Origin of the sequence: Acinetobacter sp. 742879, assembly GCF_000588535.1 — a bacterium.
In the GTDB taxonomy this organism is placed as follows: Bacteria; Pseudomonadota; Gammaproteobacteria; order Pseudomonadales; family Moraxellaceae; genus Acinetobacter; species Acinetobacter pittii.
The window spans coordinates 1-24,127 of the sequence record NZ_JFYC01000016.1; the positions used below are offsets into that span (position 1 = coordinate 1).

The following is a 24,127-nucleotide window of genomic DNA, read 5'->3' on the forward strand; positions in this document are numbered from 1 at the left end:
AAAAAAACCGCCTGTGATAGGCGGTTTTTTTATACATCAGGTTTATTTAGGCTGTTTGGTCATACTATTTAAAATATTGTCTTTATCAATAAAGTGATGTTTCAAAGCTGCAAGTACATGCCCAACAATGAGAAAACCGGCAAACCAAGAAATATAAATATGTAATGGTTTAACAACAGCTAAAAGCTCTGGGTTATCTTGCACTAAACGCGGAATTTCAAATAAATATAAAACAGGGGCAGGGTGACCAGCACTCCAACTAAACAAGCAACCAGTGACAGGTAAAGCCACTAAAATTACATAAAGGAATAGATGACCCACGTGTGCCAGAGTTTTCATCATCGGTGACATGGTGTCAGGTAGTTTGGGAGCTGGATGTGTATAGCGCCATAAAATCCGGATAATGACTAAAAAGATAATGGTGGTTGCAATATTCTTGTGCAACGTAATCACATCACCTTTAAAGCTGCCATCAACGTCATAGCTTAAAAAATTTCCACTATAAAAGCCAATAACCCATGCGACGATGAAAATAATTGCCATCACCCAATGCAGAATTTGTGCGGTACGGGTGTAATACTGAGAGGAAGCAGCAGGCATAAAAGACCCTTTTTTTGTCGTTTTGATTTGTGATTTTAGGGGAAAGCACAGATTTTGAGAAATGTTTTAAATGTGACAGAGCGTGCTAAAAACAGAACGTTTTACCCCAAAAAAGCTTTTGATGGGCTGAATTTCGCTCGGCAAAATAGTTTGCATAAATGCATCAAATTATTTGTTTCTTCTAAAGTTGAGTTTAGGCACAATACGCGCTGCCAACGTTCAATCAAAGGAAAAAATGATGAAAAAATTGATGCTCGCTCTAGCACCAGTTGTTTTAGCTTTAACAGCATGTGCAACAACTACAGGCACTGGTACAGGTGCTGCTTCTGCACAAACCACAACTCAACAATTGGGAGTTGCTGCGTTAAAGGTTGCTGTAAATGAGAAATGTATTACAGAGATTAATAATGTTGCAGCTTGGAAAACAGCAACAAAATATATGACTGCTGAGCAACGTGATGGCATCCAAACCAATGTTTGTGGTTGTGTGAGCGAAAAGGCTCCAAACAGTGTGACAGCAGTAGAATTAGCTGCAGCTGCACTTGATGTAAATACACGTGCTACAATCGTAAACCAAGTGGTTTCTAAAACTGTAAATGCTTGTGTGGCAGAAGCTTTACAAAAGTAATTAATAAATTATGTGTTAAAGAAGGCTGATTACTATTGATCAGCCTCTTTTGTTTAAAGGTAGTGAGTCGATGTTTATTGCTGGTGTAGATGAAGCGGGACGGGGGCCTTTAGTAGGTTCGGTTGTGGCAGCGGCCGTTATTTTAGATCCGAATAATCCAATTTTAGGATTGAATGATTCTAAAAAATTAACTGAAAAGAAACGTGAAAAGTTGTTTATTGAAATACAAGAAAAAGCCTTAGCTTGGTCAATTGCTGAAGCAACTCATGCTGAAATTGATGAACTAAATATTTTACAGGCGACTTTTTTGGCTATGCAGCGCGCTGTTGATGGCTTGAAAACTCAACCTCAAAAAGTGATTGTCGATGGTAATCAAATTCCGAAAGGAATTATTATTCCTTGTGAAGCCATTGTTGGTGGAGATGCAAGCCATGCTGAAATTAGTGCAGCAAGTATCTTGGCAAAAGTCACGCGTGATCGACAAATGGCAGAATTAGATCAGCAATATCCGTTATTTGGTTTTGCCAAACATAAAGGATATCCAACCAAAGCGCATTTTGAAGCGATTGCTGTGCATGGCGTGATTGATCAGCATCGTCGTAGTTACGCACCTGTTAAACGTGCTTTAGGTCTATAAATACAACCACTTAAAAAATTTAAAGCGACTATAAAGTCGCTTTAATTAGGGAGAGAACAACTTCATACTAACGATTGAAGTTTTTCTGTGCATAATTATCATCTTCATAAGAAACTTGATAATCTTGATCAAGATGTTGAAGGTGTTCATGCATTGCACGTTCATGTTGAATACGTTGATAAATTTCTTCGCGATGAACAGAAACCTCTTTTGGTGCATTCACACCAATACGAACCTGGTTTCCTTTGACGCCAAGCACAGTAACACTGACTTGATCCCCAATCATTAATGTTTCCCCGACACGGCGGGGCAGAATCAGCATGTTTATCTCCTTGCTAAACGCTTAAAACTGCAATATTGGTACCCAAATAAAAAGCTCAACCTCAGTTTTCAGTCAGATTCTAACAGAAATATGAGAACAAAGTCATATTTTGATAATCTCTGCCAAAAAACTTTCCGTTTAATATAACAGAGCCGCTATAAAAAAAACTATAGCGGCTCTGTGTTTTCTTTGATTATTGTCGGACAAGTAAACATTTTTTAATGAATTCTTGACCGGTTGGTAAAATTAAGCGCGGGCGCTGCTTTCACCATGTTCACGATCTAAACCAAAAGCGGTATGTAAGCAGCGAACAGCAAGTTCAAGATATTTCTCGTCGATAATCACAGAAACTTTAATTTCAGAAGTTGAAATCATAAGAATGTTGATACCTTCATCAGCAAGGGCAGTGAACATTTTGCTCGCTACACCTGCGTGTGAACGCATACCAACACCAACGATAGACACTTTAACGATGTCATCACGTGTTGAAACTTCACGTGCGCCAATATTTTTAGCAGTTTCGTTTAAGATTTTTTCAGCTTTCGCTAAATCAACACGGTTTACTGTGAAAGTGAAATCTGTAGTGCCATCTTCTTCAACATTTTGCACTATCATATCGACTTCGATATTGGCATCACTTACTGGTGATAAGATTTTAGAAGCAATGCCTGGTTCATCAGGTACACCTAAAATCGTTAATTTTGCTTCGTCACGGTTAAAAGCAATACCTGCAATAATTGGCTGTTCCATAGTATCTTCTGCCTCAGTAGTAATGAGTGTACCAACATTTTCTTTAAATTCGTCGTCAAAAACGCCGTCGTCGTCATTATCAAAGCTTGATAATACACGTAAAGGAACTTGATATTTCCCGGCAAACTCTACTGAGCGAATTTGTAAAACTTTAGAACCTAATGATGCCATTTCTAGCATTTCTTCAAAAGAAATACGGTCGATTTTTTTGGCTTTAGGAGCAACGCGAGGGTCAGTGGTGTAAACACCATCTACATCAGTGTAAATCTGGCATTCGTCAGCTTTTAAAGCAGCAGCAAGAGCAACACCAGAAGTATCTGAACCACCTCGACCTAGTGTTGTGGTATTTCCATTAGCATCAAAGCCTTGGAAACCAGCAACCACAATAACACGGCCTGCATCTAGGTCATTGGTCATGACATCTGTATCAATAGACTCGATACGCGCCTTGGTAAATGCACTGTCAGTTTTAATACCGACTTGACGTCCGGTATAGGATTTAGCTTCCACACCAATCGAATTAAGTGCCATAGCTAACATGGAAATCGTCACCTGTTCACCGGTTGAAACCATTTGGTCTAACTCACGTGGGTCAGGTGTTTCGGTAATGGCTTTAGCGAGAGCAAGTAAGCGGTTTGTTTCACCACTCATTGCAGATACGACCACAACAACCTTGTGACCGTGATCATGCCAACGCTTCACACGACGAGCAACATTTAAAATGCGCTCGGGGGTACCCATAGAAGTACCGCCATATTTTTGAACGATTAATGCCATAGTTGTTCCATATAAGCCATGACCCTGAGAGGCTTTTCAGGGTCAGTTACACAAAAAGTGAAGTCTTATTTTTGTTCAAGCCATGCAGGCAATGCTGCGATAACTTGTCCAAACTTCTCGTTAAGTGGCGCGCCACCTTGTGCTAAGTCAGGTTTACCACCACCTTTACCACCTAACTCGGTTGCTAGATGTTTGATGATGTCACCTGCTTTTAGAGTTGCAGTGTATTGTGATGCAACTGAAGCAAGTAAGCTGACTTTGTCACCCTCTACACCAGCTAACACAATAACTGCATTCTCTAATTTCGATTTAACACTGTCGTGTAAGTTGCGAAGTGATTTTGCATCTACACCTTGAACAGTGGTAATAAGCGTTTGACGACCAGCAATGGTTTGTACCTGATCAATCAATTCTGACGCTTGGAAGTTTGCCAATTTCTGATTGAGCTGTTCAATCTGCTTTTGTAATGCAGAAACCAATTCAACATTGGCTTGTACACGCTCAACAGTTTGGTCTTTCTGTGCTTTTAATAAGCCATTAATGTGCTGGATATCAGCATCAGTTTTTTGTACTACATCTAGCGCTTTAGTACCTGTAACAGCTTCAATACGACGTACACCAGCAGCTACACCACCTTCAGAAGTGATTTTGAATAAACCAATATCACCTGTACGTTTAACGTGGATACCACCACAAAGTTCAATTGAGAAGTTTTTCTCATCAATAATTGAACCCATAGAAAGTACACGTACTTCATCACCATATTTTTCACCGAACAACATCATGGCACCTTTAGCTTTTGCAGCTTCGATATCAAGAAGTTCGGTTGTTACAGCACTGTTTGCAATAATTTCTGCATTCACTAAACGTTCAACTTGTTGTAACTGTTCAAAAGTTACAGGTTGGTCATTAGCAAAGTCGAAACGTAAGATATCGCTTGCAACTAGAGAACCTTTTTGTTGTACATGTGAACCTAAGATTTGACGAAGGGCAGCATGTAATAGGTGAGTTGCAGAGTGGTTACGTGCAGTTGCTTCACGAATGTCTGCTTTAACAATCGCTTCAACATTTTGATCGGCTTTAAGACTACCAACGGTCACAATACCTTGATGAACAAAGGCACCACCTGACTTTTTAGTATCTTGAACTTCAAAAATACCAGTTTCATTTTTGAAGATACCAGTGTCGCCAATCTGACCACCACTTTCAGCATAGAAAGGAGTTTGGTTTAAAACGATAAGCGCTTCATCACCTTCAGAAACTTCATCAACTTGTACGCCATCTTTATAGATCGCTACAATTTGACCTTGACCAGTGGTGTTGATGTAACCATCAAACTGAGTTTCGCCATCAACTTTTACAATATTGTTGTAATCAACTGCAAACTTACCAGCATCACGAGCACGTTGACGCTGTGCTGCCATTTCTACTTCAAAACCAGCTTCATCAATAATAAAGTCACGTTCACGTGCAATATCAGCAGTTAAGTCTGTCGGGAAGCCGTAAGTGTCGTAAAGTTTAAATACAGTCGCACCAGGAATTGTCTTATCTTTTAATTGAGCAAGCTCACCTTCGAGTAGTTTCAAGCCTTGCTCAAGTGTTTTTGCAAACTGTTCTTCTTCACGAATTAAAGTTGCTTCAATCACATCTTTACGAGCTGCAAGCTCTGGATATGCATCACCCATAACTTCAATTAAAGGTTGCAACATTTTGTAGAAGAACGTACCAGTTGCACCAAGTTTATTACCGTGACGCACAGCGCGACGGATAATACGGCGAAGTACATAACCACGACCTTCATTACTTGGGTTTACACCATCAGCAATGAGGAAACAGCATGAACGCGCATGGTCTGCAACAACACGTAAAGAAGGCTGACCTTGGTCTTCAATACCGATAATGTTGGCAGCAGCTTTTAATAAGTGTTGGAACAGGTCAATATCATAGTTTGAATTAACATGTTGCAATACAGCAGAGATACGCTCTAAGCCCATACCTGTATCAACAGACGGAGCAGGAAGAGGGTGAAGCACGCCATCAGCAGTACGGTTAAACTGCATGAAAACGTTGTTCCAGATTTCAATGAAACGGTCGCCATCTTCTTCAGGAGAACCAGGTAAGCCACCCCAAATGTGATCACCGTGGTCAAAGAAAATTTCAGAACATGGACCACATGGACCAGTATCACCCATTGCCCAGAAGTTATCAGATGCGTATTTTTCGCCCTTATTATCACCAATACGGATAATACGTTCTGGCGCTAAACCGATTTCTTTGTTCCAGATGTCGTAAGCTTCGTCATCGGTGTGGTAAACCGTGGCATAAAGTTTATCTTTTGGTAAAGCAAGCCATTGTTCGCTGGTTAAAAATTCCCATGCGAATTTAAGCGCATCACGTTTGAAATAATCACCGAATGAGAAATTACCTAACATTTCAAAGAATGTATGGTGACGTGCAGTGTAGCCAACGTTGTCTAAGTCATTGTGTTTACCGCCAGCGCGTACACATTTTTGAGATGTAGTTGCACGCACATAGTCACGTTTCTCAAGACCTAAAAAGCAGTCTTTAAACTGGTTCATCCCAGCATTTGTAAATAATAAAGTTGGGTCGTTGGCAGGAACAAGAGAACTCGACGCGACACGTGTATGCCCTTGCGTTTCAAAGTAGCGCAAAAATGCTTCACGAATTTCAGCAGATGTCATTAAACGAGTACTCACAACCAAGTCACTCCATATTTTCGAATTTGGCTAAATGTATCAATGCCTGTTTGTTTTATGCCAAACCTTGCATGTGATACGGGGCTTATTTTTTAAAAACGCTAAATTGTAGCGGAAAAACCCCACCGAACCAACGATTTTAAAAGGAATATCTTACAAAACTGTGATTTGGCTAAAAATCTATATTCAATTGGCCTTGACGTGCTTTACTATATGCCTTCTTTAGTTTGTAGTTTTGTTGATAAGGATAGGTCATGCAACGTATCGCCATTAATGGGTTTGGTCGGATTGGACGTAATGTTTTACGCGCCTGGTTCGAAAGCCCAAAACAATTTCATTTTGAAATCGTGGCGATTAACGATATAGCAGATGTCCAGACATTAGTGCATTTATTTAAATATGATTCTACGCACGGCCGCTTCAATGGAAATGTAGATATATTCATTGAAAATGAAAAAGTTTTTTTGAATATTCAGTCAAATCAACGAACGCTAAAAGTTGAGGTTTTAAAGCAGAAACAACCTGAACTTTTACCATGGTCTAGTTTAGATATTGATGTGGTACTTGAGTGTACAGGACTGTTCCGTTCTCATGCGGATGCGACACGTCATCTACAAGCAGGGGCGAAGCGGGTCATTATTGGGGCGGCACCTTTTGATCATGTTGACGCAGCCATTGTTTATGGTGTGAACCATAATGAAGTCAAAGTGACTGATCAGATCATATCAAGCGTTTCATGTACTACGCAGGCTTTAGTTCCATTAGTCAAAATCATTGATGATGCTTTCGGTATTGAAACTGCGCTTATGACAGAAATTCATGCAGTGACAGCAGATCAATCTGTTCTTGACCACGCACATCGTGATTTACGTCGTGCTAGAGCTTCAGGGCAAAATATTATCCCGACCACATCTAGTGCACTCGGCGCATTAAAGCGTGTTATGCCTAAAATGGAAGACCGTATTGATGGTTATTCAATTCGTGTACCAACTATTAATGTGGCGGCAATTGACTTAACTTTTATCGCGCAATCTCCAATTACTGTGCATCACATTAATGAAATACTAATTAAAGCATCTCAAACAGACTATGCAGAAATTATGGCGGTAACAGATGAGCCATTAGTTTCGAGTGATTTCAATCATTCACCTTATTCACTCATTGTTGATTTAACTCAAACTATGGTTGTAGGGCATCAAGCTAAAGTATTCGCTTGGTACGATAATGAATGGGGCTATGCAAATCGTTTATTGGATCTGTGTAATTCTTTCTAAATTTAAAATACCTTAAGAAAGCTATTCAAAGATTAAATCTGGTTAACTGGCAACAAGGAGATAGCTCAGATATTGGCCCATTCTTTGGTCGAAGAACTTTTGTCTATGATATGAGTGAATGAGAATAAGGTATTGAATATTATTATTAATTCATGAAATCTTCTTTTTGACTTTAGAGTTTATTAAGAAAGATTTATGCAAATTGTCAGGTGCATGGCACAAAGTATCATGCTACACTAAGAGAAATCGGGTGTGTTCCCGATTTTTTTATGTGGGGTCGTTCCACGTTGATCAGATTTTAGGCTTGAAATATGACCATTTCAGAGACATGGTTGCTGCCTGACGGGGTAGCAGATGTATTGCCGGAACAGGCGCAAGTCATTGAAAAACTTCGCCGTGAAGCTTTAGATTTCCTCGCGGTACGAGGTTATCAATTGGTATATACACCATTTATCGAATACATCGAATCGTTGTCTTCATTATCAGAATCAAATCAAGACTTAGATTTAGTAACTTTTAAGGTCATTGATCAGCTCTCAGGCCGTTTACTCGGTGTTCGTGCTGATATGACGCCGCAAGTTGCACGTATCGATGCACATGTAAGACCAGTTGAAGGCGTTGCACGTTACTGTTATTCAGGGACTGTATTACATACTAAACCACAAAATTTCAATGCCACACGTGCACCTCTACAATTAGGTGCAGAGTTATACGGGCATGACAGTATCGAAGCTGATGTCGAAATGGTCGATGTTATGCTGGGGTTGATCGAGAACATCTATACTTTACAAGGCGCGCATTTAGATTTGGGTCATGTAGGGTTGTTCCGCAGTTTAGTAAAATGTGCTGGACTGTCAAAAAATGAAGAGCATGAGCTTTCAGATCTTTATCAAAGAAAAGCGTTACCAGAGTTAGCTGAATTTACTCAAAACCTCAATATGGGTTCTGATTTCTATGCACTTGGCCGCTATTCTAGTGATCTAGAAGCATTGCAGGCGAATTTAAGTGCAAACATCTTACAAGATGCTGAGTTTAAATCAGCATTAGATGCACTTAAAACGACACTTGCGCAAATTAAAGGCCGTTGGCCAAATCTCAATATCGGTATTGATGTTGTAGAGCTACGTAGTTATCACTATCACACTGGCTTAATGTATGCGGTCTATGCACCGAATCGTGCTGCGCCTTTAGCACAGGGTGGTCGTTATGATGGTATTGGTGAGCACTTTGGCCGCGCACGTCCTGCTACTGGCTTTAGTTGTGATTTATATGCCTTAGGTGCAAATCAGTTCGCCGAAATCGAAACTGTTGTTGCTCCAAAAGGCTCAGAACAGGATTTACTCTCAGCAATTTCGAATGCACGTGCTCAAGGTTTACGTGTAGTTCAATTGTTAGGTAATGATGATTTAAGTTCTATTCCATATGCGACCCATCAACTTGTGTCGCAAAATGGACAATGGAATATTGAAAAGATTTAATCGCCAACGGTAAATTTTTACTGGTGGTTTCCAATTTTAACAGCATGATGTAATGAGGCTATTATGGGCAAAAATGTTGTGGTACTTGGTACCCAATGGGGCGACGAAGGTAAAGGTAAAATCGTCGACCTGCTCACAGATCAGGCGGCTGCGGTAGTACGTTATCAAGGCGGACATAACGCAGGTCATACTCTTGTCGTAGGTGGTAAAAAGACTGTATTGCACCTCATTCCATCAGGCATTTTACGTGAAAACGTATTGTGCTTAATTGGTAATGGTGTAGTACTTTCACCAGCCGCGTTAATTGAAGAAATGGGAATTTTGGAAGCAGAAGGTGTTCCTGTTAAAGAACGTCTACGTATTTCTCCAAACTGTCCACTCATTTTGCCTAACCACATTGCACTTGATCAGGCACGTGAGAAGAAACGTGGTAATGCTAAAATCGGTACTACAGGTCGTGGTATTGGTCCTGCATACGAAGATAAAGTAGCTCGCCGTGCAGTGCGTGTTGCTGACCTTGTTCGTGGTGGTGCAGCATTAGAAGAAAAACTTCAAGAAATGCTTGAGTTACATAACTTCCAATTAACTCAGTTCTACGGTGTAGAAGCTGTTAAATTTGAAGATGTATTGGCTCTTTGCAACCAATGGCGTGAAGTGCTTGCTCCATTAGTGATTGATGTAACTAAAGTGTTGCATGACTATCGCAAAGAAGGTAAGGCTGTAATGTTTGAAGGAGCTCAAGGCTCACTTCTAGACATCGACCACGGTACTTATCCGTATGTTACAAGTTCAAATACAACTGCTGGTGGCGTAAGCTCTGGTTCAGGTATGGGACCTTTACATCTTGATTATGTATTAGGTATTACTAAAGCTTATACAACACGTGTAGGTGCTGGTCCATTCCCAACTGAATTAGTTTACGATGCAGCTGCTGATTCTGGTGACCCAATTGGTAAACATCTAGGTACAGTTGGTCATGAATTTGGTGCTTCTACTGGCCGTCAACGTCGTTGTGGTTGGTTTGATGCTGAAATTCTTCGCCGTTCTGTAGATGTAAACTCACTTTCAGGTATTTGCTTAACTAAACTTGACGTTTTAGATGGTTTGGAAGAAGTAAAAATCTGTGTAGGTTATGAAAATACAGATTCAGGTTGTGTAGGTTCTTCAGATGCAGTTTCTTTTGAATGCTTGAAGCCAATCTATGAAACTATGCCTGGTTGGAGCGAGTCGACTGTTGGTTTAACGAGTATCGATCAATTACCAGCAAATGCTTTGGCTTATGTTAAGCGTATTGAACAATTAATCGAATGTCCGATTGATATCGTTTCAACTGGTCCAGATCGTGCAGAAACAATTGTTTTACGTCATCCATTCTCTGCTTAATTAGCAAAGATTAAAAAGGCCTCCTGAAAGGGGGCTTTTTTATACCCGACTAAAGTGCAGTTTTCGTTTTATTAGATTCAGATTAAAACGTTATATATAGATAAGGAAGGATGGGCTCAGGATGAAGCTGCAACCAACTATTTCAAAAACAATTTTTTATTCTTTTTTATTTGCTATTGGTGGTTCACCCACAATGGCGATGTTGGTTATTTATGGACAGGAATATCATGAAGATTTCTTTATGACCGCTTTTATGAGCTTGTCAGTTCTATTCGCATGCGTGTTAATTCCTGTAGTACTCATACAAAATAGTTATTTACTCTGGAAAAGGGAAAGTCCTAATCTTGAAGAGAAAGTTAAAACCTTAAGTCATGTTTATCTGGGTTTAAATGTAATCTGTTTAATTTTCTGGATTTATTTGATGACTTTATCTACTTGATCGTTACATAAATACTATGATCATGAAGAAATGAGACATTCAAAGCATGAGTGGTATTTCTTATAATAAGTGCAAAAGAATAAACAGCTTTTTATCGATTTAGGTGATCCGTGTTATGAATAAAAAACTCTTTTTAAGCTTGTGTGCTGCAAGTGTGATGACCATTTCTGGCTGTGCAACAGTAGCAGACATGGCTGGGGCAGATACTGCAACCTTAAATGCTCAATCTGCTCAAGGTTTTAATAAGATGGTGCAGGAAGCACGTGGTAAGGGTGCTCTCGATACAAGCTCTAGTACATATAACCGTATTAATGCTGTATTCAACCGTTTAAAACCATATGCCAACCAGATGAACCAGACTGGTCAACCATTTAGCTGGCAGTTAGCGGTGTTGAAATCAGATACGATTAATGCTTACGTTGCACCTGGTGGCAAGGTAGTGTTCTATACAGGTATTGTGAATAAATTGAACCTGACAGATGCTGAAATTGCAGCTGTTATGGGACATGAAATGACACATGCTTTAGAAGAGCATGCAAAAAGTAAAATCGGTGCACAAGCTTTAACTGATTTAGCTCTAGGTATCGGTTTAAGCTATGCGGGTAATAATGTAGGCCAACTCGGTACTGCTGCTGCTCAGTTAGGTACACAAGTGGGTGTGGGCTTACCATATTCTCGTAGCTTGGAAAGTCGTGCTGACCAAGGTGGTTTAATGTTGATGGCGCGTGCAGGCTATAATCCAAATGCAGCGATTACGCTTTGGGAAAAAATGAATAAGCTTGAAGGTGGCGGTGGTTCATCCTTCTTGTCTACTCACCCATCTAACTCACAACGTATTGGTGATATGCGTAAAAACTTACCTGCGGCAATGGCAGTTTATAATAGCCGTAAATAAGATGTAAATTTTATATAGATAAAGAAAACGGATGCTTAAGCATCCGTTTTTTATTTAAGGAGCAGGGTTGGGCTGTTGAGTATGGATGGCCTCAATACCTTTTAGAACTTCACTTGGTAATTCAATCTCAAATGCCTGAATATTTTCTTTGAGTTGATCTAAATTAGTGGCACCAATAATTGTGCTGGTCACAAAGAACTGTTGTTTAATAAAAGCTAAGGCCATCTGAGTTAAGCTTAGTCCATGCTTTTCTGCTAGCTGTGCATATTGTTCAGTTGCCCACTCACTTTGAGGGTTACTGTAGCGGCTAAAGCGAGGGAATAGTGTCACACGAGCATTAGCGGGACGTGCACCATTTCTAAACTTGCCAGTTAGGTAACCAAAAGCCAGAGGAGAGTAGGCGAGCAAGCCGACATCCTCATATTTAGCAATCTCTGACATACCTATTTCATAAGTACGGTTAAGAAGACTATAAGGGTTTTGAACACTTACAAATTTACTGACACCTAGCTTTTCGGCTAAATGTAAAAATTTCATGGTGCCCCACGGGGTTTCATTTGATAAACCAATATAGCGAATGCGTCCGCGATTAATCTCTTCTTGTAGGGCGAGTAATGTTTCTTCTAGAGGTGTTGTGCCGTAATCATTTTCAGCTTGCTGATTGCCATAAGCGAGCGTACCAAAAAAGTTAGTATGACGTTCAGGCCAATGCAGTTGATAAAGGTCGATATAGTCCGTTTGGAGGCGTTTAAGTGATCCATCTAGAGCTTTGGCAATATGATCACTGTTAAAGCGTGTATTGCCTTCTCGGATGTGTGTTCCTCCAAAGCCAGGACCTGCAATTTTAGATGCGAGAAAGACTTTGTCACGTTGTCCATTTTGGGCAAACCAATTGCCAATAATTGTTTCAGTTGCGCCATAAGTTTCAGGTTTTGGTGGAACAGAATACATCTCTGCCGTATCCCAAAAATATAAACCATTGGCCAAGGCGTAATTGAGTTGTTCAAAAGCTTCTTGTTGGGAGTTTTGCTCACCAAATGTCATGGTGCCTAAACAAATTTCTGGAAGTTTAAGGCCTGTGCGACTAAGTGGGTTAAATTGCATACAGCGGAATCCTTGGAAATTTTGAGTTAGCCTAACGGAGAATATGTATTCAACTTAAATCATAAAATTAGAATAGTTTGTAAGTTTTGTGTATTAACTCATTGTTGCATATGAAAAAAGCAAACCGAAGTTTGCTTTTTATTAAAAATTTAATGAATATTATTCTTCATCATCGTAGTCATCATCAGAAACAGTGTTTTCTTCTAATGATGCATCAAAAATAAGAATGGCTTTACCATCAGTTTGGATCATACCTTGATCTTCTAAGGTTTTGAGTACACGGCCAACCATCTCACGCGAACATCCAACAATACGGCCAATTTCTTGACGAGTAATACGAATTTGACGACCATTCGGCAAAATCATTGCTTCTGGTTGAGAAGATAGATCGATTAAGCAACGTGCAATACGACCAGACACATCAATGAACGCAAGATCTGTCATTTTACGGGTCGTATTTTTTAGACGGCGAACTAATTGTGCAAAAACAGCATAGCTTAAGTCTGGGTATTGTTTGCTAAGTTCGTGGAAGTTGTCATAAGAGATCTCTGCAATTTCACAGACATCACGAGTTCGAACTTCGGCTGTACGTTGAGGGTTCGGTTCGAAAAGCCCCATTTCCCCAAAGAAATCGCCCGGATTTAAATACGCAACAACAATTTCACGTTCATCATCTTCACGCAAAATAATTGAAACTGAGCCTTTTAAAATTAAATATAAAGATTTTGACTCTGTTCCGGCATCAACAATTGTGGTTCGTTTTGGATATCTGTTGATGTGAGCACGTTTTAACAATGCTTTAACGGATTCAGGTAGTTGCCCCGGAGATAAAGCATCTGTGCTGAGTTGTGAAAAATTTGAAGTCATGCTTAATATGTTCCGAATAGGGTAAACAATTCACACAAGCTCGAGATGAGCTATTACACAGAAGAGATGAAATTCCTTATCAACTCATTTTATGTTAGTGTACAAAACAAGGGCCTGTTGACATTTCACAGATGGTTGCAACATAAGACAATTCTTTTAGACGTACCAAATAAGAACTATGAAATTTAGCCATTCTAAATAAATAGATCTTAACAATGGAACGTACAAAATAACTTGGTCTTGCGCTATGCCTGCGCTGCTTTAATTGCAACTCAGATTATGGCTGAAATTTCACAAACTTTATTACAAAACTGGACAAAGGATTGCCATTGTCTGGGTTTTGCGTCTTATTTGGATTAATTTTTAGCTATAACGCAATCCATAGATGAAATGTCAACAGACCCTGCTTAAATTTATAATTTTTTTTGGGTAGTTGCAATGCAAACAAGTGTACATTGGCTAGAGAATGTTGCTTTTGAAGCGAAATCGGATAGTGGGCATAGTGTCATCATGGACGGCTCACCTGAGTATGGTGGTGAAAACCGTGGTCCACGTCCTATGGAACTAATATTAATGGGACTTGGTGGGTGTGCTTCGTTTGATATTGTGACTATTTTAAAGAAATCTCGCCAAGATGTGACGAATGTTGTATGTAATTTAAAAGCTGAGCGCGCTGACGCAATTCCGGCTGTGTTTACTAAAATCCACTTACATTTTGTGGTAACTGGTAAAGCTGTGAAAGAAAAGCAGGTTGCAAAAGCAGTTGAATTGTCTGCCGAGAAATATTGTTCAGCGAGTAAAATGCTTTCCGATGGTGGTGTAGAAATTACACATGACTTCGAAATTATTGAAGCGGAATAAGGCATTTTTTGATAGCTAGAAATTAAAAAAAAAGCTGACATGAGAGTTGGCTTTTTTTATTGTCAAAAATAACTAAAAAATAATAGAGAGAAGAAAGGTGAATATTCGTTCTGCTAAATCAGAAGATACTCAAGCCATATGTGATCTACTTAAACAGATGGGATACCCACAGCCTCTTGCTCTTATTCAAGAAAAATTTGAGATACTCCATAATGACTCTAATTCACAAATTTTGATTGCTGAAGAGAGGGGTAAAATTTATGGTTTTTTATCTCTCTACTTTATTCCGCAAATTGCCTTACAAGGTGACTTTGCCAAAATATGCTATCTGTGTGTTGATGAGAATATGCGTAGCAAAGGTGTAGGGCATTTACTCGTAAAGGAGGCTGAGCAACAAGCCAGACGCCGAGGGTGTGATCGAATGGAACTGCATTCAGGAATGCAAAGACCTTTGGCACATCGATTTTACCTAAGAGAAGGCTATGTCGAAGCGCCAAAGTATTTTCGTAAAGCTTTAAATTAACGAGCTGTATTTAGAAAAAGCTGAGGATCTACCCGAGCATTATTAAGGCTCATGCCCCAATGCAGATGAGGGCCTGTCACGCGTCCTGTTTTGCCTACTAAACCTAGTGTTTCTCCTTGGCGGATATGTTGGCCTTTCTCTACTTTAATTGCGCTTAAATGGCAGAACATGCTGACTAAGCCTTGGCCATGATCAATCAACACGGTTTGTCCATTAAAAAAATAAGATCCAGTTTGGATAACCACACCATCTGCGGGAGCAACAACTTTTTGTCCTACTGGCGCAGGAATATCTAGACCTGAGTGAGGCGCGCGTTCCTCGCCGTTAAAGAAGCGTTTTCTTCCAAAAGAGTTGCTAAATTTCCCTGAAGTCGGGCGTATAAATGTGGGTAGGGTTTGCCATGAGCTCTGTGTAAATGAGGTATACACATCATTTTGTTCTTTTGCTTCTTGAGCGTAGCGGTCTAATTGACTTTGATTAGGGTTCACATAATCTTGGTTCGTGACTTTAATCCGTTGTTCTGCGTAAGGATAAGACTTAACTTCTATTTGAATCGGGGCTTTATTTGTGTCGAGTTGAATACTGCCGATTGGAGTAGATAATGGAATGCCAAGCACGGCATAACGCTGCTGACCTTCTTGGCTAATTAAAACAGGCTTTTGTTGAAAAGTGACCTGAGTAATATCAGTAGTTAGAGGAACAACTGCAATTCCACCAGGTCGTCTAGAGTCTTGTGGGAGCTGAGCGATTGCTAGTGCCGAAGTAAAAAGACAAGTTGTTGTTAATATAATGTGTTTAAAGTGCATTTTCATTTCAAAACGAGTAGGAAACTAGCAAGATAAACTAAAGCTTAATCACTAAATTCTCAATGAAGACTTTGTGAAAAGAGTAGTAAGAATAAGCATGAATCTAAATATTCAAGCATTTTAATAAAATGTAGCTGAACTGTACTTGAAATATATACAAAACAATCCCATATTATAATGGAGTTTTACTCACTGTTATTTTTATAACATTATGAAAAATATATAAAAATTTATTTGAAATTCGAAGAAGTGTTCCCATCTATTAGACAAGTACAAATTTGTTGTGAGGAATAACAAGAATGCGTTTTGAGAAATTTACAAACCGCTTGCAGCAAGCCCTCTCAGATGCTCAATCTTTAGCGATGGGTAAAGACCATACCGCGATCGCAGGTATTCATATTTTGTCTACCTTGTTAGAAGAGCCATCAAATATTAGTTTGTTGCAACAAGCAGGTGCACGGTTACCTGAACTTAAACAAAAACTTGAACAGGCTATAAAAGATGCGCCGACAATTGCCAACCCAACGGGTGATGTTAACTTAAACCCAGAAGCCGTTAAAGCGCTTAATTTGGCAGACAGATATGCGCAAAAGGCAGGTGATGAATTTTTATCAACTGACTGGGTTTTATTAGGTTTGGCAGAGACAGGCGAAACTAAAAATATTTTAAGTGCGGTAGGTGTAACTCCCGACAGCTTACGCAAAGTAATTGAACATATTCGAGGTAATGACAAAGTCATGAGTAATAATCACGAAGACCAACGTGACTCACTTAATAAATATACGATTGATTTAACAGAGCGTGCTTTATCTGGAAAACTTGATCCTGTCATTGGGCGTGACGATGAAATTCGCCGTACAATTCAGGTTTTATCGCGTCGTACCAAAAACAACCCTGTTCTTATTGGTGAGCCGGGTGTAGGTAAAACCGCTATTGTTGAAGGTTTGGCACAGCGTATTGTGAATGGTGAAGTGCCAGAGGGATTAAAAAATAAACGTGTTTTATCCCTCGACTTAGGTTCATTACTGGCTGGGGCTAAATATCGTGGTGAGTTTGAAGAACGTTTAAAAGCTGTTTTAAAAGACTTGGCAAAACACGAAGGCGAAATCATCCTGTTTATTGATGAGTTACATACACTCGTAGGTGCAGGTAAAGGTGATGGCGCGATGGATGCAGGTAATATGTTAAAACCTGCGTTGGCTCGTGGTGAATTGCGCTGTGTGGGTGCGACGACCTTAGATGAATATCGTCAATATATTGAAAAAGATGCAGCTTTAGAGCGTCGTTTCCAAAAAGTGCTAGTTGATGAGCCAAGTGTTGAAGATACGATTGCAATTTTACGTGGACTCAAAGAAAAATATGCCACTCACCATGGTGTGCAAATTTTAGACTCTGCGATTATTGCTGCGGCGAAAATGTCTCATCGTTACATCACTGATCGTCAATTACCAGACAAGGCAATTGATTTGATTGATGAGGCAGCTTCTCGTATTAAAATGGAGATTGACTCTAAACCTGAAGCACTTGATAAGCTAGATCGCCGTTTAATCCAATTGAAAATGCAATTGGAAGCAGTGAAAAAAGATGAAGATGTCGGCAGTAAAGCAGAAGTCACTCATCTTGAAAAACAGATTGCTGAAGTCGAGAAAGAATACAACGATCTTGAAGAAATCTGGAAGTCTGAAAAAACTTTGGTAGAAGGTACTAAACAGGCTCAGGTGGAACTTGATAAAGCGCGTATTGCTTTTGAGAAAGCTCAGCGTGAAGGTGATTTGGCTGAGGCAGCACGTTTACAGTATGGTGTAATTCCAGAGTTGCAAAAACAACTGGAGCAAGATGAAGTTGCAGAGGAGAACGAAGAGCCAAAACTCATTCGTACTAAAGTAACTGAAAATGAAATTGCTGAAGTTGTTAGTGCTGCAACAGGTATTCCGGTTGCTAAAATGATGCAAGGCGAACGTGAAAAACTTCTTAATATGGAGGAGTTTTTGCATGACCGCGTAGTTGGGCAAGATGAAGCAGTTGTTGCGGTATCGAATGCTGTTCGCCGTTCACGTGCCGGTTTGTCTGACCCGAATCGTCCTAGTGGATCATTCTTGTTCTTGGGTCCAACAGGTGTTGGTAAAACAGAGTTGACTAAAGCTTTAGCTAACTTCTTGTTTGACAGTGATGATGCGATGATTCGTATCGACATGAGTGAATTCATGGAAAAACACTCTGTTAGCCGTTTAGTTGGTGCGCCTCCAGGATATGTCGGTTATGAAGAAGGTGGTGTTTTAACTGAAGCTGTTCGCCGTAAGCCATATAGCGTGGTGTTGTTTGATGAGGTTGAAAAAGCACATCCAGATGTATTCAATATCTTGCTCCAAGTATTGGACGATGGCCGCTTAACCGATTCACAAGGTCGAGTAGTAGACTTTAAAAATACGGTAATTGTGATGACTTCGAACTTAGGTTCACAAGATGTACGTGAGCTAGGTGAGGGTGCAACAGACGATGAAGTGCGTACCATTGTAATGAATGCGGTAAGTCAGCATTTCCGTCCGGAATTTATTAACCGGATTGATGAGCTTGTGATTTTCCATTCACTCAAAAAAGCACAAATTCGTGGTATTGCCGATATTCAGTTGGATCGATTACGTTCGCGTCTTGTTGATCGTGACATGAGTCTAACTGTAGATGATACCGCTTTTGATTTATTGATTGATGCTGGTTTCGATCCTGTCTATGGCGCGCGTCCATTAAAACGTGCGATTCAACAACAGATTGAAAACACATTAGCACAAAAAATCTTGTCGGGTGATTTTGTCGCAGGTGATACTATTCTAGTTAAAGGCGAAAATGGGCATTTAGTCTTCGATAAAATGAAACTCAGCTAAGCTTTTTCTGCTAAAACCGAAAAGAGAATATGGAAACATATTCTCTTTTTTTATGTTGAATCAGTTTTTATGGTTGATGTGAGTAAAGCAATTATGGCATCTGAAACTTTCTGAATTAATGTCTTTAACTTTTGTTCTGAGTGACCAGATAAAAAATAACGATAATGATAAATATGCTGTTGGTAAGAAATGCAAATAAAAAAGGTGCCCACAGGTTTTTCTGGGGTTTCACTTCCGCCAGATTTTAATAGCCCAGTACAACTGACAATAATATCAGCTTGTTGAAATAAGCTTTGACCCAGCCTACACATTTCCTCTGTGACTTGCGGTGACTCTGCTGTGTAAGTCTCTATTAACTTTGGATCGATATTTAAAATACTAATTTTAATGCTTGGGTCGTAGCTAACTAAGCCACCTAGTAAAATATCTGCACCACTATTTTTGTGAATAGAAAACTGACTTGTTAAATAACCCGAACTCGCACTCTCAATAAAAGCAATTTTGAGCTGGCGATCTTCTAATAGTTGGCAGCACTGCTGAAGCATTATTTCACCTCGAATGGTGTTTATTTATAAATAAAATCAATTTACAGATAAATTATAAAATTACAGTAAGTGATTTAGCAGTGTCGTACAAGTCTGAGATAAAAATCTATAAAACAACTTGAATATTCACTAAATGCTTGTGTAATAGTTCAGGTTTTAAAATGATCAATGTTAATTGTCGGGAAGTCTATTTATAACATTGCGACATGTTTAAAAAATTGTTAATTTTGTTCGATATAACGAACAATAACAATTTAGGATAAATGCAATGAACAATAAACAAGGACCTGCGCTGTGTATTTTAGGTTGTATTATACTGATACCAATTAACGTATGGGCTGCCCAGCCTCTAAGTGAAGGGGCCTTAGCAACGCAGACAGGGGCAGTAAATGCAGCTTTACCTGTGATTATTGCGAAAGCTCAAGACGATGCTAAGAAACCAATGATAGAACAACAACAAGCACGTCAGGTGTTAGGGGATAATTATTTACAACAAGTTCGATGGGATGCACTTAGAACAAGTGTACTTTCACCTTATCAAGAACAAAAACAAAACCATGTTATCGATAGTAAAGAAAAGAAGAAACTGGAAATGATGGCATTACCCGAAAGAGCAGACCGATTTACCAAATATGATTTTGAATCAAAAAATGTTCATGGTGAGGTTATTATTACCGTGAAGTAATAATAACCTCTAATCTTATTAATATTGATCTAGACCAGGATGCTGGATTTTCCATGCACGGTGGATTTTTTGATTACGTTTAAAATCAGGGCCAATAGTTTCAGAAGTGATTTCTTCAACCTGAAAAATAGCTTCGATCTCTTCGTCCATCTCAAAACCACGATAGTTGTTTGAGAAATAAAGCGTTCCTTCACTGTTTAAACGGTTCATTGCACGTTTAATCAGTGAAACATGGTCACGTTGGACGTCGAAAGTACCATAGAACTTTTTAGAGTTTGAGAATGTCGGTGGATCGATAAAAATAAGGTCATATTGTTCGTGACCTTCTTTTAACCACTCAAAACAGTCACTCGCAAAGAACATGTGCTGTTCATCTGCGTGATCTACAGTCAGGCCATTTAAAACGAAGTTTTCTTTTGACCAGCTTAAGTAAGTATTAGATAAGTCTACACTTGTCGTACTTGCAGCACCGCCTAAAGCAGCATGTAAGCTTGCTGTAGAAGTATAACTATATAAATTCAAGAAGTGCTTACCACGAGCTTCTTGTGCGATACGTAAACGCATTTGACGGTGGTCAAGGAATAAACCTGTATCTAGGTAATCTGTCAGGTTAACTAAAATTTTAGCTTTACCTTCCTGAACGATAAAACGTTTTGAGGCTGTGCTTTGTTTCGTATATTGATTTGTACCTGTTTGGCGCGCACGTGTCTTAATAAAGATGGCATCGCGGTTTAAACCAGTAACAGCACGAATTGCAGCGAGTGCTAAATTAAAACGTTTTTTTGCTTTTTCAGGATCGATTGTTTTTGGTGGTGCATATTCCTGCACATGTAAGCGATCGCCATATAAATCTACAGCGACATTAAAGTCAGGTAAGTCTGCATCATACAAACGTAAGCAATAAACATTTTCTTTCGTTGCCCATTTTTTCAAGGCAGTCATATTTTTTTGTAAACGGTTAGCAAAATCTTGAGCTTCTTCCATTTCAATAGGTTGAGCTTGCCAAGTTGCTAAGAATGGCTGAGTTACTTTTTCAGGCTTAATTGAACCAAAGCGAATGTAAATCGGTAACTTACCATTCATTAAACGTAAGGTTTCAGGCGCTTCAAACGCTAAAACATCGGCTTGTTTAATTTGCGCTGCAATAATTGCTGCATATTGATTCGGGAAATGTTTTTGTAGAAGTGCAGATAAACCTAAGTAAAGAGAGCGGTTAGATGCTTTATCACCTAAACGTTCACCATATGGAGGGTTAGTCACAATAAATGCAGTTTTGCCTTCAGCTGAAAAATCAGGCCAGTCCGCTAAAGTACGTTCTTCAATCTGAATTTGACCTAATACTTTTTCAAAGCCAGCCGCAATAATATTTTCACGGGTTGCTTTTACCGCTTCCCAGTCTGCATCGTAGGCATAAAATTTAGGTAAAGGTAATTCAAGCGCCTTTTCGTGACGTTCTGCTGCTTCAGCTTTAAGTGAAAGCCAAAGTTCACGGTCATGACCATGCCAACCATTAAAACCAAAACGGCGAACAAGGCCTGGTGCACGGTCAGTTAAAATCATTAATGCTTCAATAATAAATGTACCTGAACCACACATCGGGTCGAGCACAATCTCTGGGTTGCGCTGTTGAAGCTGAGCTTTTTGTAAGATTGCCGCAGCAAGGTTTTCTTTAATTGGCGCATCCGTCATATAACGACGGTAACCACGTTTATGTAATGAATCACCTGATAAATCTAGGCAATATGTATGCTCAGTTTTACCTGCTAAAACATATAACGTAATTTCTGGTTGTTTAGTATCAATGCTCGGACGACGACCTACAGCTTCCATAAAGGAATCTACAACACCATCTTTTGCTCTAAGCGTTGCAAATTGAGTGTTAACCTTAATTTCACGTTCTGCATGTAAGCGAATAGCGAAGGTACTTTGTGGTGCAAAAATAAGTGACCAGTCAAAACTAATCGCACCTTCATAAAGCTCTTCTGCTACATCACGTGCATCGTGTGTATGTTCAAGTTCATAAGTATGAATCGGAAGTAAAACACGAGAAGCAAGACGCGACCACATACAGATGCGGTAAGCATGTTCAAGCGTTCCTTCAATGATTAAACGTCCTGCTTTACGTTCTGTCACTTTGGTGCCAAGCTGTTCTATTTCTTCTTGTAAGAGGGCTTCTAAACCATCAGCACAAGTAATCCAATAGTGGTTTAAACGTAAAGAGGTATTCATAAACTCGATTGACCAAAACATATAAATATTAACGATGCAAAGTTTAACTTATTTTGATGTGTAAAGGTTTTTAAATTATTGCAACCTATCATAATCCAACCAATAAACTGATTTTTAAAGATTAAAACAATTAAAATGGTATGTATTTTGCTAACCCAATCCTATCAATGGTTATTTAATTAACAAACATAGCCAGTTTTTAACCATTTTATTATTTTAAATTGATGGGGTAATTATAAATGAAAGACATGATGGGGAATGGTTTTATTGCTAATGCGGATGCTTTCTCAGTAGCGACACAAATATATGTACGCATGCGTAGGGTGACGGGGCGGGTAATAGATGCAATGTACGTTGTCCAAAATAAAGATTATGCAAAATATGTCATTGCGCTTGCACTAGAAACAGAGGATGACGAATTAAAACGATGTGTTGAGCGATTGAAATCGTTGGTTGAGACAATACCTGAGCTTTCTCAAAAAGAAAAAATTGCTGTTGTTAAAGTCGATGAAGAGTCGGAAATTACCGCTGAGGATATTTATCGGGCACAAGTTCCGCACCATTACATTGGTGCATTAAGGTAATTGCCCATAAGGTTCTAAATTTTCTGGTCAATTTAGGGCCTTATTCTGTAAAGTTCTTCTGCGAAAAGAGCGGAATTCAGCTACACTATGCACGTTTTCGCGATTCGACCCATAGGAATCCATTATGCATATTGCAGCGTTGCATCAACCGAGCCAGGTTCAGCTCAATCAAGACGGAAATTTAAAACATTTTTTAACGATTGAGGGACTTTCAAAAGAAAACCTCACCAAGATTTTAGATACCGCACAAAGCTTTTTAGATGATAATAATAATTTAATTAACCGTCCGCTCTTAGAGGGATTGACGGTTATGAATCTCTTCTTTGAAAACTCCACACGTACCCGTACTACTTTTGAAGCAGCAGCAAAACGTTTGTCTGCCAATGTACTGAACATTGATATTGCACGTTCAAGTACTTCAAAAGGTGAAACTCTGCGCGATACGCTCTGGAACCTTGAAGCAATGGCAGCAGATATCTTTGTTGTTCGCCATTCATCTTCGGGTGCTGCACATTTCATTGCTAAAGATGTATGTCCAAAGGTCGCGATTATTAATGCAGGGGATGGGCGTCACGCTCATCCAACGCAAGCGATGCTTGATATGCTCACCATTCGCCGTGAAACTAAAAAACCATTTGAAGATTTAAGCGTTGCTATTATCGGGGACATTAAACACTCTCGTGTAGCACGTTCGGATGTAGCTGCATTACAAACTCTAGGTTGTAAAGACATTCGTGTGATTGCACCGAATACATTATTGCCAGTGGGCTTTTCGGAATATGGCGAGCACGTTCGTTTGTTTAACAAGATGGATGAAGGTATTACCGATTGTGATGTGATTATTGCCTTACGTATTCAAAACGAACGTATTGACTCTCCAGCGTTATCTTCACAGTCTGAATTCTACAGAATGTATGGTTTAAACAAAGAACGTCTTGGTTTAGCTAAACCAGATTGCATTGTGATGCATCCGGGACCAATGAACCGTGGTGTAGAAATTGATTCAAGTGTTGCTGATGGAGATCAGTCGGTTATTTTGAAACAAGTAACCAATGGTATTGCAGTTCGTATGGCCGTATTGGCGTTATCGATGCAAGGCCAACTCCAAGAGCAAGGTTTAATTGAAGCGATTACGTTGTAAGGA

At 39.4% G+C, this 24,127-nt stretch carries 23 protein-coding genes; 14 read left to right on the forward strand and 9 right to left on the reverse strand.

Annotated features, from left to right (window positions below):
* Positions 1-42: 42 nt before the first annotated feature.
* On the reverse strand, positions 43-600 hold the full coding sequence (locus J690_RS19835; protein ID WP_005076999.1) for a cytochrome b: 558 nt from the start codon (positions 598-600) through the stop codon (positions 43-45).
* Positions 601-838: 238 nt separating this feature from the next.
* Here J690_RS19835 and J690_RS19840 point away from each other — a divergent pair, with 238 nt between their 5' ends.
* Complete coding sequence (locus tag J690_RS19840; protein ID WP_032037786.1) at positions 839-1,228, forward strand: hypothetical protein; 390 nt, start codon at positions 839-841, stop codon at positions 1,226-1,228.
* A 70-nt stretch (positions 1,229-1,298) separates the two neighbouring features.
* A complete protein-coding gene (rnhB, locus tag J690_RS19845) occupies positions 1,299-1,865 on the forward strand; it encodes a ribonuclease HII (RefSeq protein ID WP_002163155.1) in 567 nt (188 codons plus the stop codon).
* Positions 1,866-1,932: 67 nt separating this feature from the next.
* Here the strand turns inward: rnhB and csrA are convergent, their stop codons facing one another.
* The 3 genes from csrA to alaS all read right to left on the reverse strand — a co-directional run bounded on the left by csrA (position 1,933) and on the right by alaS (position 6,416).
* The gene (csrA, locus tag J690_RS19850; protein WP_031950299.1) at positions 1,933-2,187 is read right to left on the reverse strand and encodes a carbon storage regulator CsrA; all 255 of its coding nucleotides are present in this window, start codon (positions 2,185-2,187) and stop codon (positions 1,933-1,935) included.
* 246 nt (positions 2,188-2,433) lie between these two features.
* The gene (locus J690_RS19855) at positions 2,434-3,714 is read right to left on the reverse strand and encodes an aspartate kinase (protein WP_002115333.1); all 1,281 of its coding nucleotides are present in this window, start codon (positions 3,712-3,714) and stop codon (positions 2,434-2,436) included.
* A 65-nt stretch (positions 3,715-3,779) separates the two neighbouring features.
* On the reverse strand, positions 3,780-6,416 hold the full coding sequence (gene alaS, locus J690_RS19860; RefSeq protein WP_032037792.1) for an alanine--tRNA ligase: 2,637 nt from the start codon (positions 6,414-6,416) through the stop codon (positions 3,780-3,782).
* 269 nt (positions 6,417-6,685) lie between these two features.
* Between alaS and J690_RS19865 the strand changes: the two genes are divergently transcribed.
* The 5 genes from J690_RS19865 to J690_RS19885 all read left to right on the forward strand — a co-directional run bounded on the left by J690_RS19865 (position 6,686) and on the right by J690_RS19885 (position 11,900).
* Positions 6,686-7,705: a type I glyceraldehyde-3-phosphate dehydrogenase gene (locus J690_RS19865; RefSeq protein WP_032037794.1), complete on the forward strand. Its 1,020-nt coding sequence runs from the start codon at positions 6,686-6,688 to the stop codon at positions 7,703-7,705.
* 311 nt (positions 7,706-8,016) lie between these two features.
* Positions 8,017-9,183 carry an ATP phosphoribosyltransferase regulatory subunit gene (locus J690_RS19870; RefSeq protein WP_014206187.1) on the forward strand — a complete coding sequence of 389 codons (1,167 nt, stop codon included), beginning with the start codon at positions 8,017-8,019 and terminating at the stop codon, positions 9,181-9,183.
* 63 nt (positions 9,184-9,246) lie between these two features.
* Positions 9,247-10,566 (forward strand): adenylosuccinate synthase, encoded by a 1,320-nt coding sequence (locus J690_RS19875; RefSeq protein WP_002121613.1) that lies wholly within the window; start codon positions 9,247-9,249, stop codon positions 10,564-10,566.
* A 121-nt stretch (positions 10,567-10,687) separates the two neighbouring features.
* Positions 10,688-11,005: a hypothetical protein gene (locus J690_RS19880; protein ID WP_032037797.1), complete on the forward strand. Its 318-nt coding sequence runs from the start codon at positions 10,688-10,690 to the stop codon at positions 11,003-11,005.
* A gap of 115 nt (positions 11,006-11,120) precedes the next feature.
* Positions 11,121-11,900, forward strand: coding sequence for a M48 family metallopeptidase (locus J690_RS19885; RefSeq protein WP_002121572.1), 780 nt, complete (start codon positions 11,121-11,123; stop codon positions 11,898-11,900).
* A 54-nt stretch (positions 11,901-11,954) separates the two neighbouring features.
* Here the strand turns inward: J690_RS19885 and J690_RS19890 are convergent, their stop codons facing one another.
* The gene (locus tag J690_RS19890) at positions 11,955-13,004 is read right to left on the reverse strand and encodes an NADP(H)-dependent aldo-keto reductase (RefSeq protein WP_032037800.1); all 1,050 of its coding nucleotides are present in this window, start codon (positions 13,002-13,004) and stop codon (positions 11,955-11,957) included.
* Positions 13,005-13,163: 159 nt separating this feature from the next.
* Positions 13,164-13,871 carry a cAMP-activated global transcriptional regulator CRP gene (crp, locus tag J690_RS19895; RefSeq protein ID WP_005070320.1) on the reverse strand — a complete coding sequence of 236 codons (708 nt, stop codon included), beginning with the start codon at positions 13,869-13,871 and terminating at the stop codon, positions 13,164-13,166.
* A gap of 240 nt (positions 13,872-14,111) precedes the next feature.
* Between crp and J690_RS24070 the strand changes: the two genes are divergently transcribed.
* The 3 genes from J690_RS24070 (at position 14,112) to J690_RS19905 (ending at position 15,255) form a co-directional block, all read left to right on the forward strand.
* Positions 14,112-14,231, forward strand: a complete 120-nt coding sequence (locus tag J690_RS24070; protein ID WP_002121587.1) for a hypothetical protein — start codon at positions 14,112-14,114, stop codon at positions 14,229-14,231.
* A 78-nt stretch (positions 14,232-14,309) separates the two neighbouring features.
* Complete coding sequence (locus J690_RS19900) at positions 14,310-14,732, forward strand: OsmC family protein (protein WP_002121528.1); 423 nt, start codon at positions 14,310-14,312, stop codon at positions 14,730-14,732.
* Positions 14,733-14,829: 97 nt separating this feature from the next.
* Entirely contained in the window at positions 14,830-15,255 is a 426-nt protein-coding gene (locus J690_RS19905) for a GNAT family N-acetyltransferase (RefSeq protein WP_017399358.1), read from the forward strand.
* Here J690_RS19905 and J690_RS19910 read toward each other — a convergent pair.
* The gene (locus J690_RS19910; protein WP_032037804.1) at positions 15,252-16,061 is read right to left on the reverse strand and encodes a M23 family metallopeptidase; all 810 of its coding nucleotides are present in this window, start codon (positions 16,059-16,061) and stop codon (positions 15,252-15,254) included. The genes J690_RS19905 and J690_RS19910 overlap by 4 nt on opposite strands.
* A gap of 299 nt (positions 16,062-16,360) precedes the next feature.
* Between J690_RS19910 and clpB the strand changes: the two genes are divergently transcribed.
* Entirely contained in the window at positions 16,361-18,940 is a 2,580-nt protein-coding gene (gene clpB / locus J690_RS19915) for an ATP-dependent chaperone ClpB (RefSeq protein WP_005070314.1), read from the forward strand.
* A gap of 50 nt (positions 18,941-18,990) precedes the next feature.
* On the opposite strand, the gene J690_RS19920 is transcribed toward clpB, so the two are convergent.
* Positions 18,991-19,485 (reverse strand): CinA family protein, encoded by a 495-nt coding sequence (locus tag J690_RS19920; protein ID WP_032037806.1) that lies wholly within the window; start codon positions 19,483-19,485, stop codon positions 18,991-18,993.
* A 268-nt stretch (positions 19,486-19,753) separates the two neighbouring features.
* Here J690_RS19920 and J690_RS19925 point away from each other — a divergent pair, with 268 nt between their 5' ends.
* Positions 19,754-20,170, forward strand: a complete 417-nt coding sequence (locus J690_RS19925) for a hypothetical protein (protein WP_005070310.1) — start codon at positions 19,754-19,756, stop codon at positions 20,168-20,170.
* An 18-nt stretch (positions 20,171-20,188) separates the two neighbouring features.
* Here J690_RS19925 and rlmKL read toward each other — a convergent pair whose 3' ends face one another.
* Positions 20,189-22,399, reverse strand: a complete 2,211-nt coding sequence (gene rlmKL / locus J690_RS19930) for a bifunctional 23S rRNA (guanine(2069)-N(7))-methyltransferase RlmK/23S rRNA (guanine(2445)-N(2))-methyltransferase RlmL (protein WP_032037808.1) — start codon at positions 22,397-22,399, stop codon at positions 20,189-20,191.
* A gap of 239 nt (positions 22,400-22,638) precedes the next feature.
* Here rlmKL and J690_RS19935 point away from each other — a divergent pair, with 239 nt between their 5' ends.
* A complete protein-coding gene (locus J690_RS19935; RefSeq protein ID WP_016802795.1) occupies positions 22,639-22,983 on the forward strand; it encodes a hypothetical protein in 345 nt (114 codons plus the stop codon).
* 124 nt (positions 22,984-23,107) lie between these two features.
* A complete protein-coding gene (locus J690_RS19940) occupies positions 23,108-24,124 on the forward strand; it encodes an aspartate carbamoyltransferase catalytic subunit (protein WP_002121555.1) in 1,017 nt (338 codons plus the stop codon).
* Positions 24,125-24,127 lie beyond the last annotated feature (3 nt).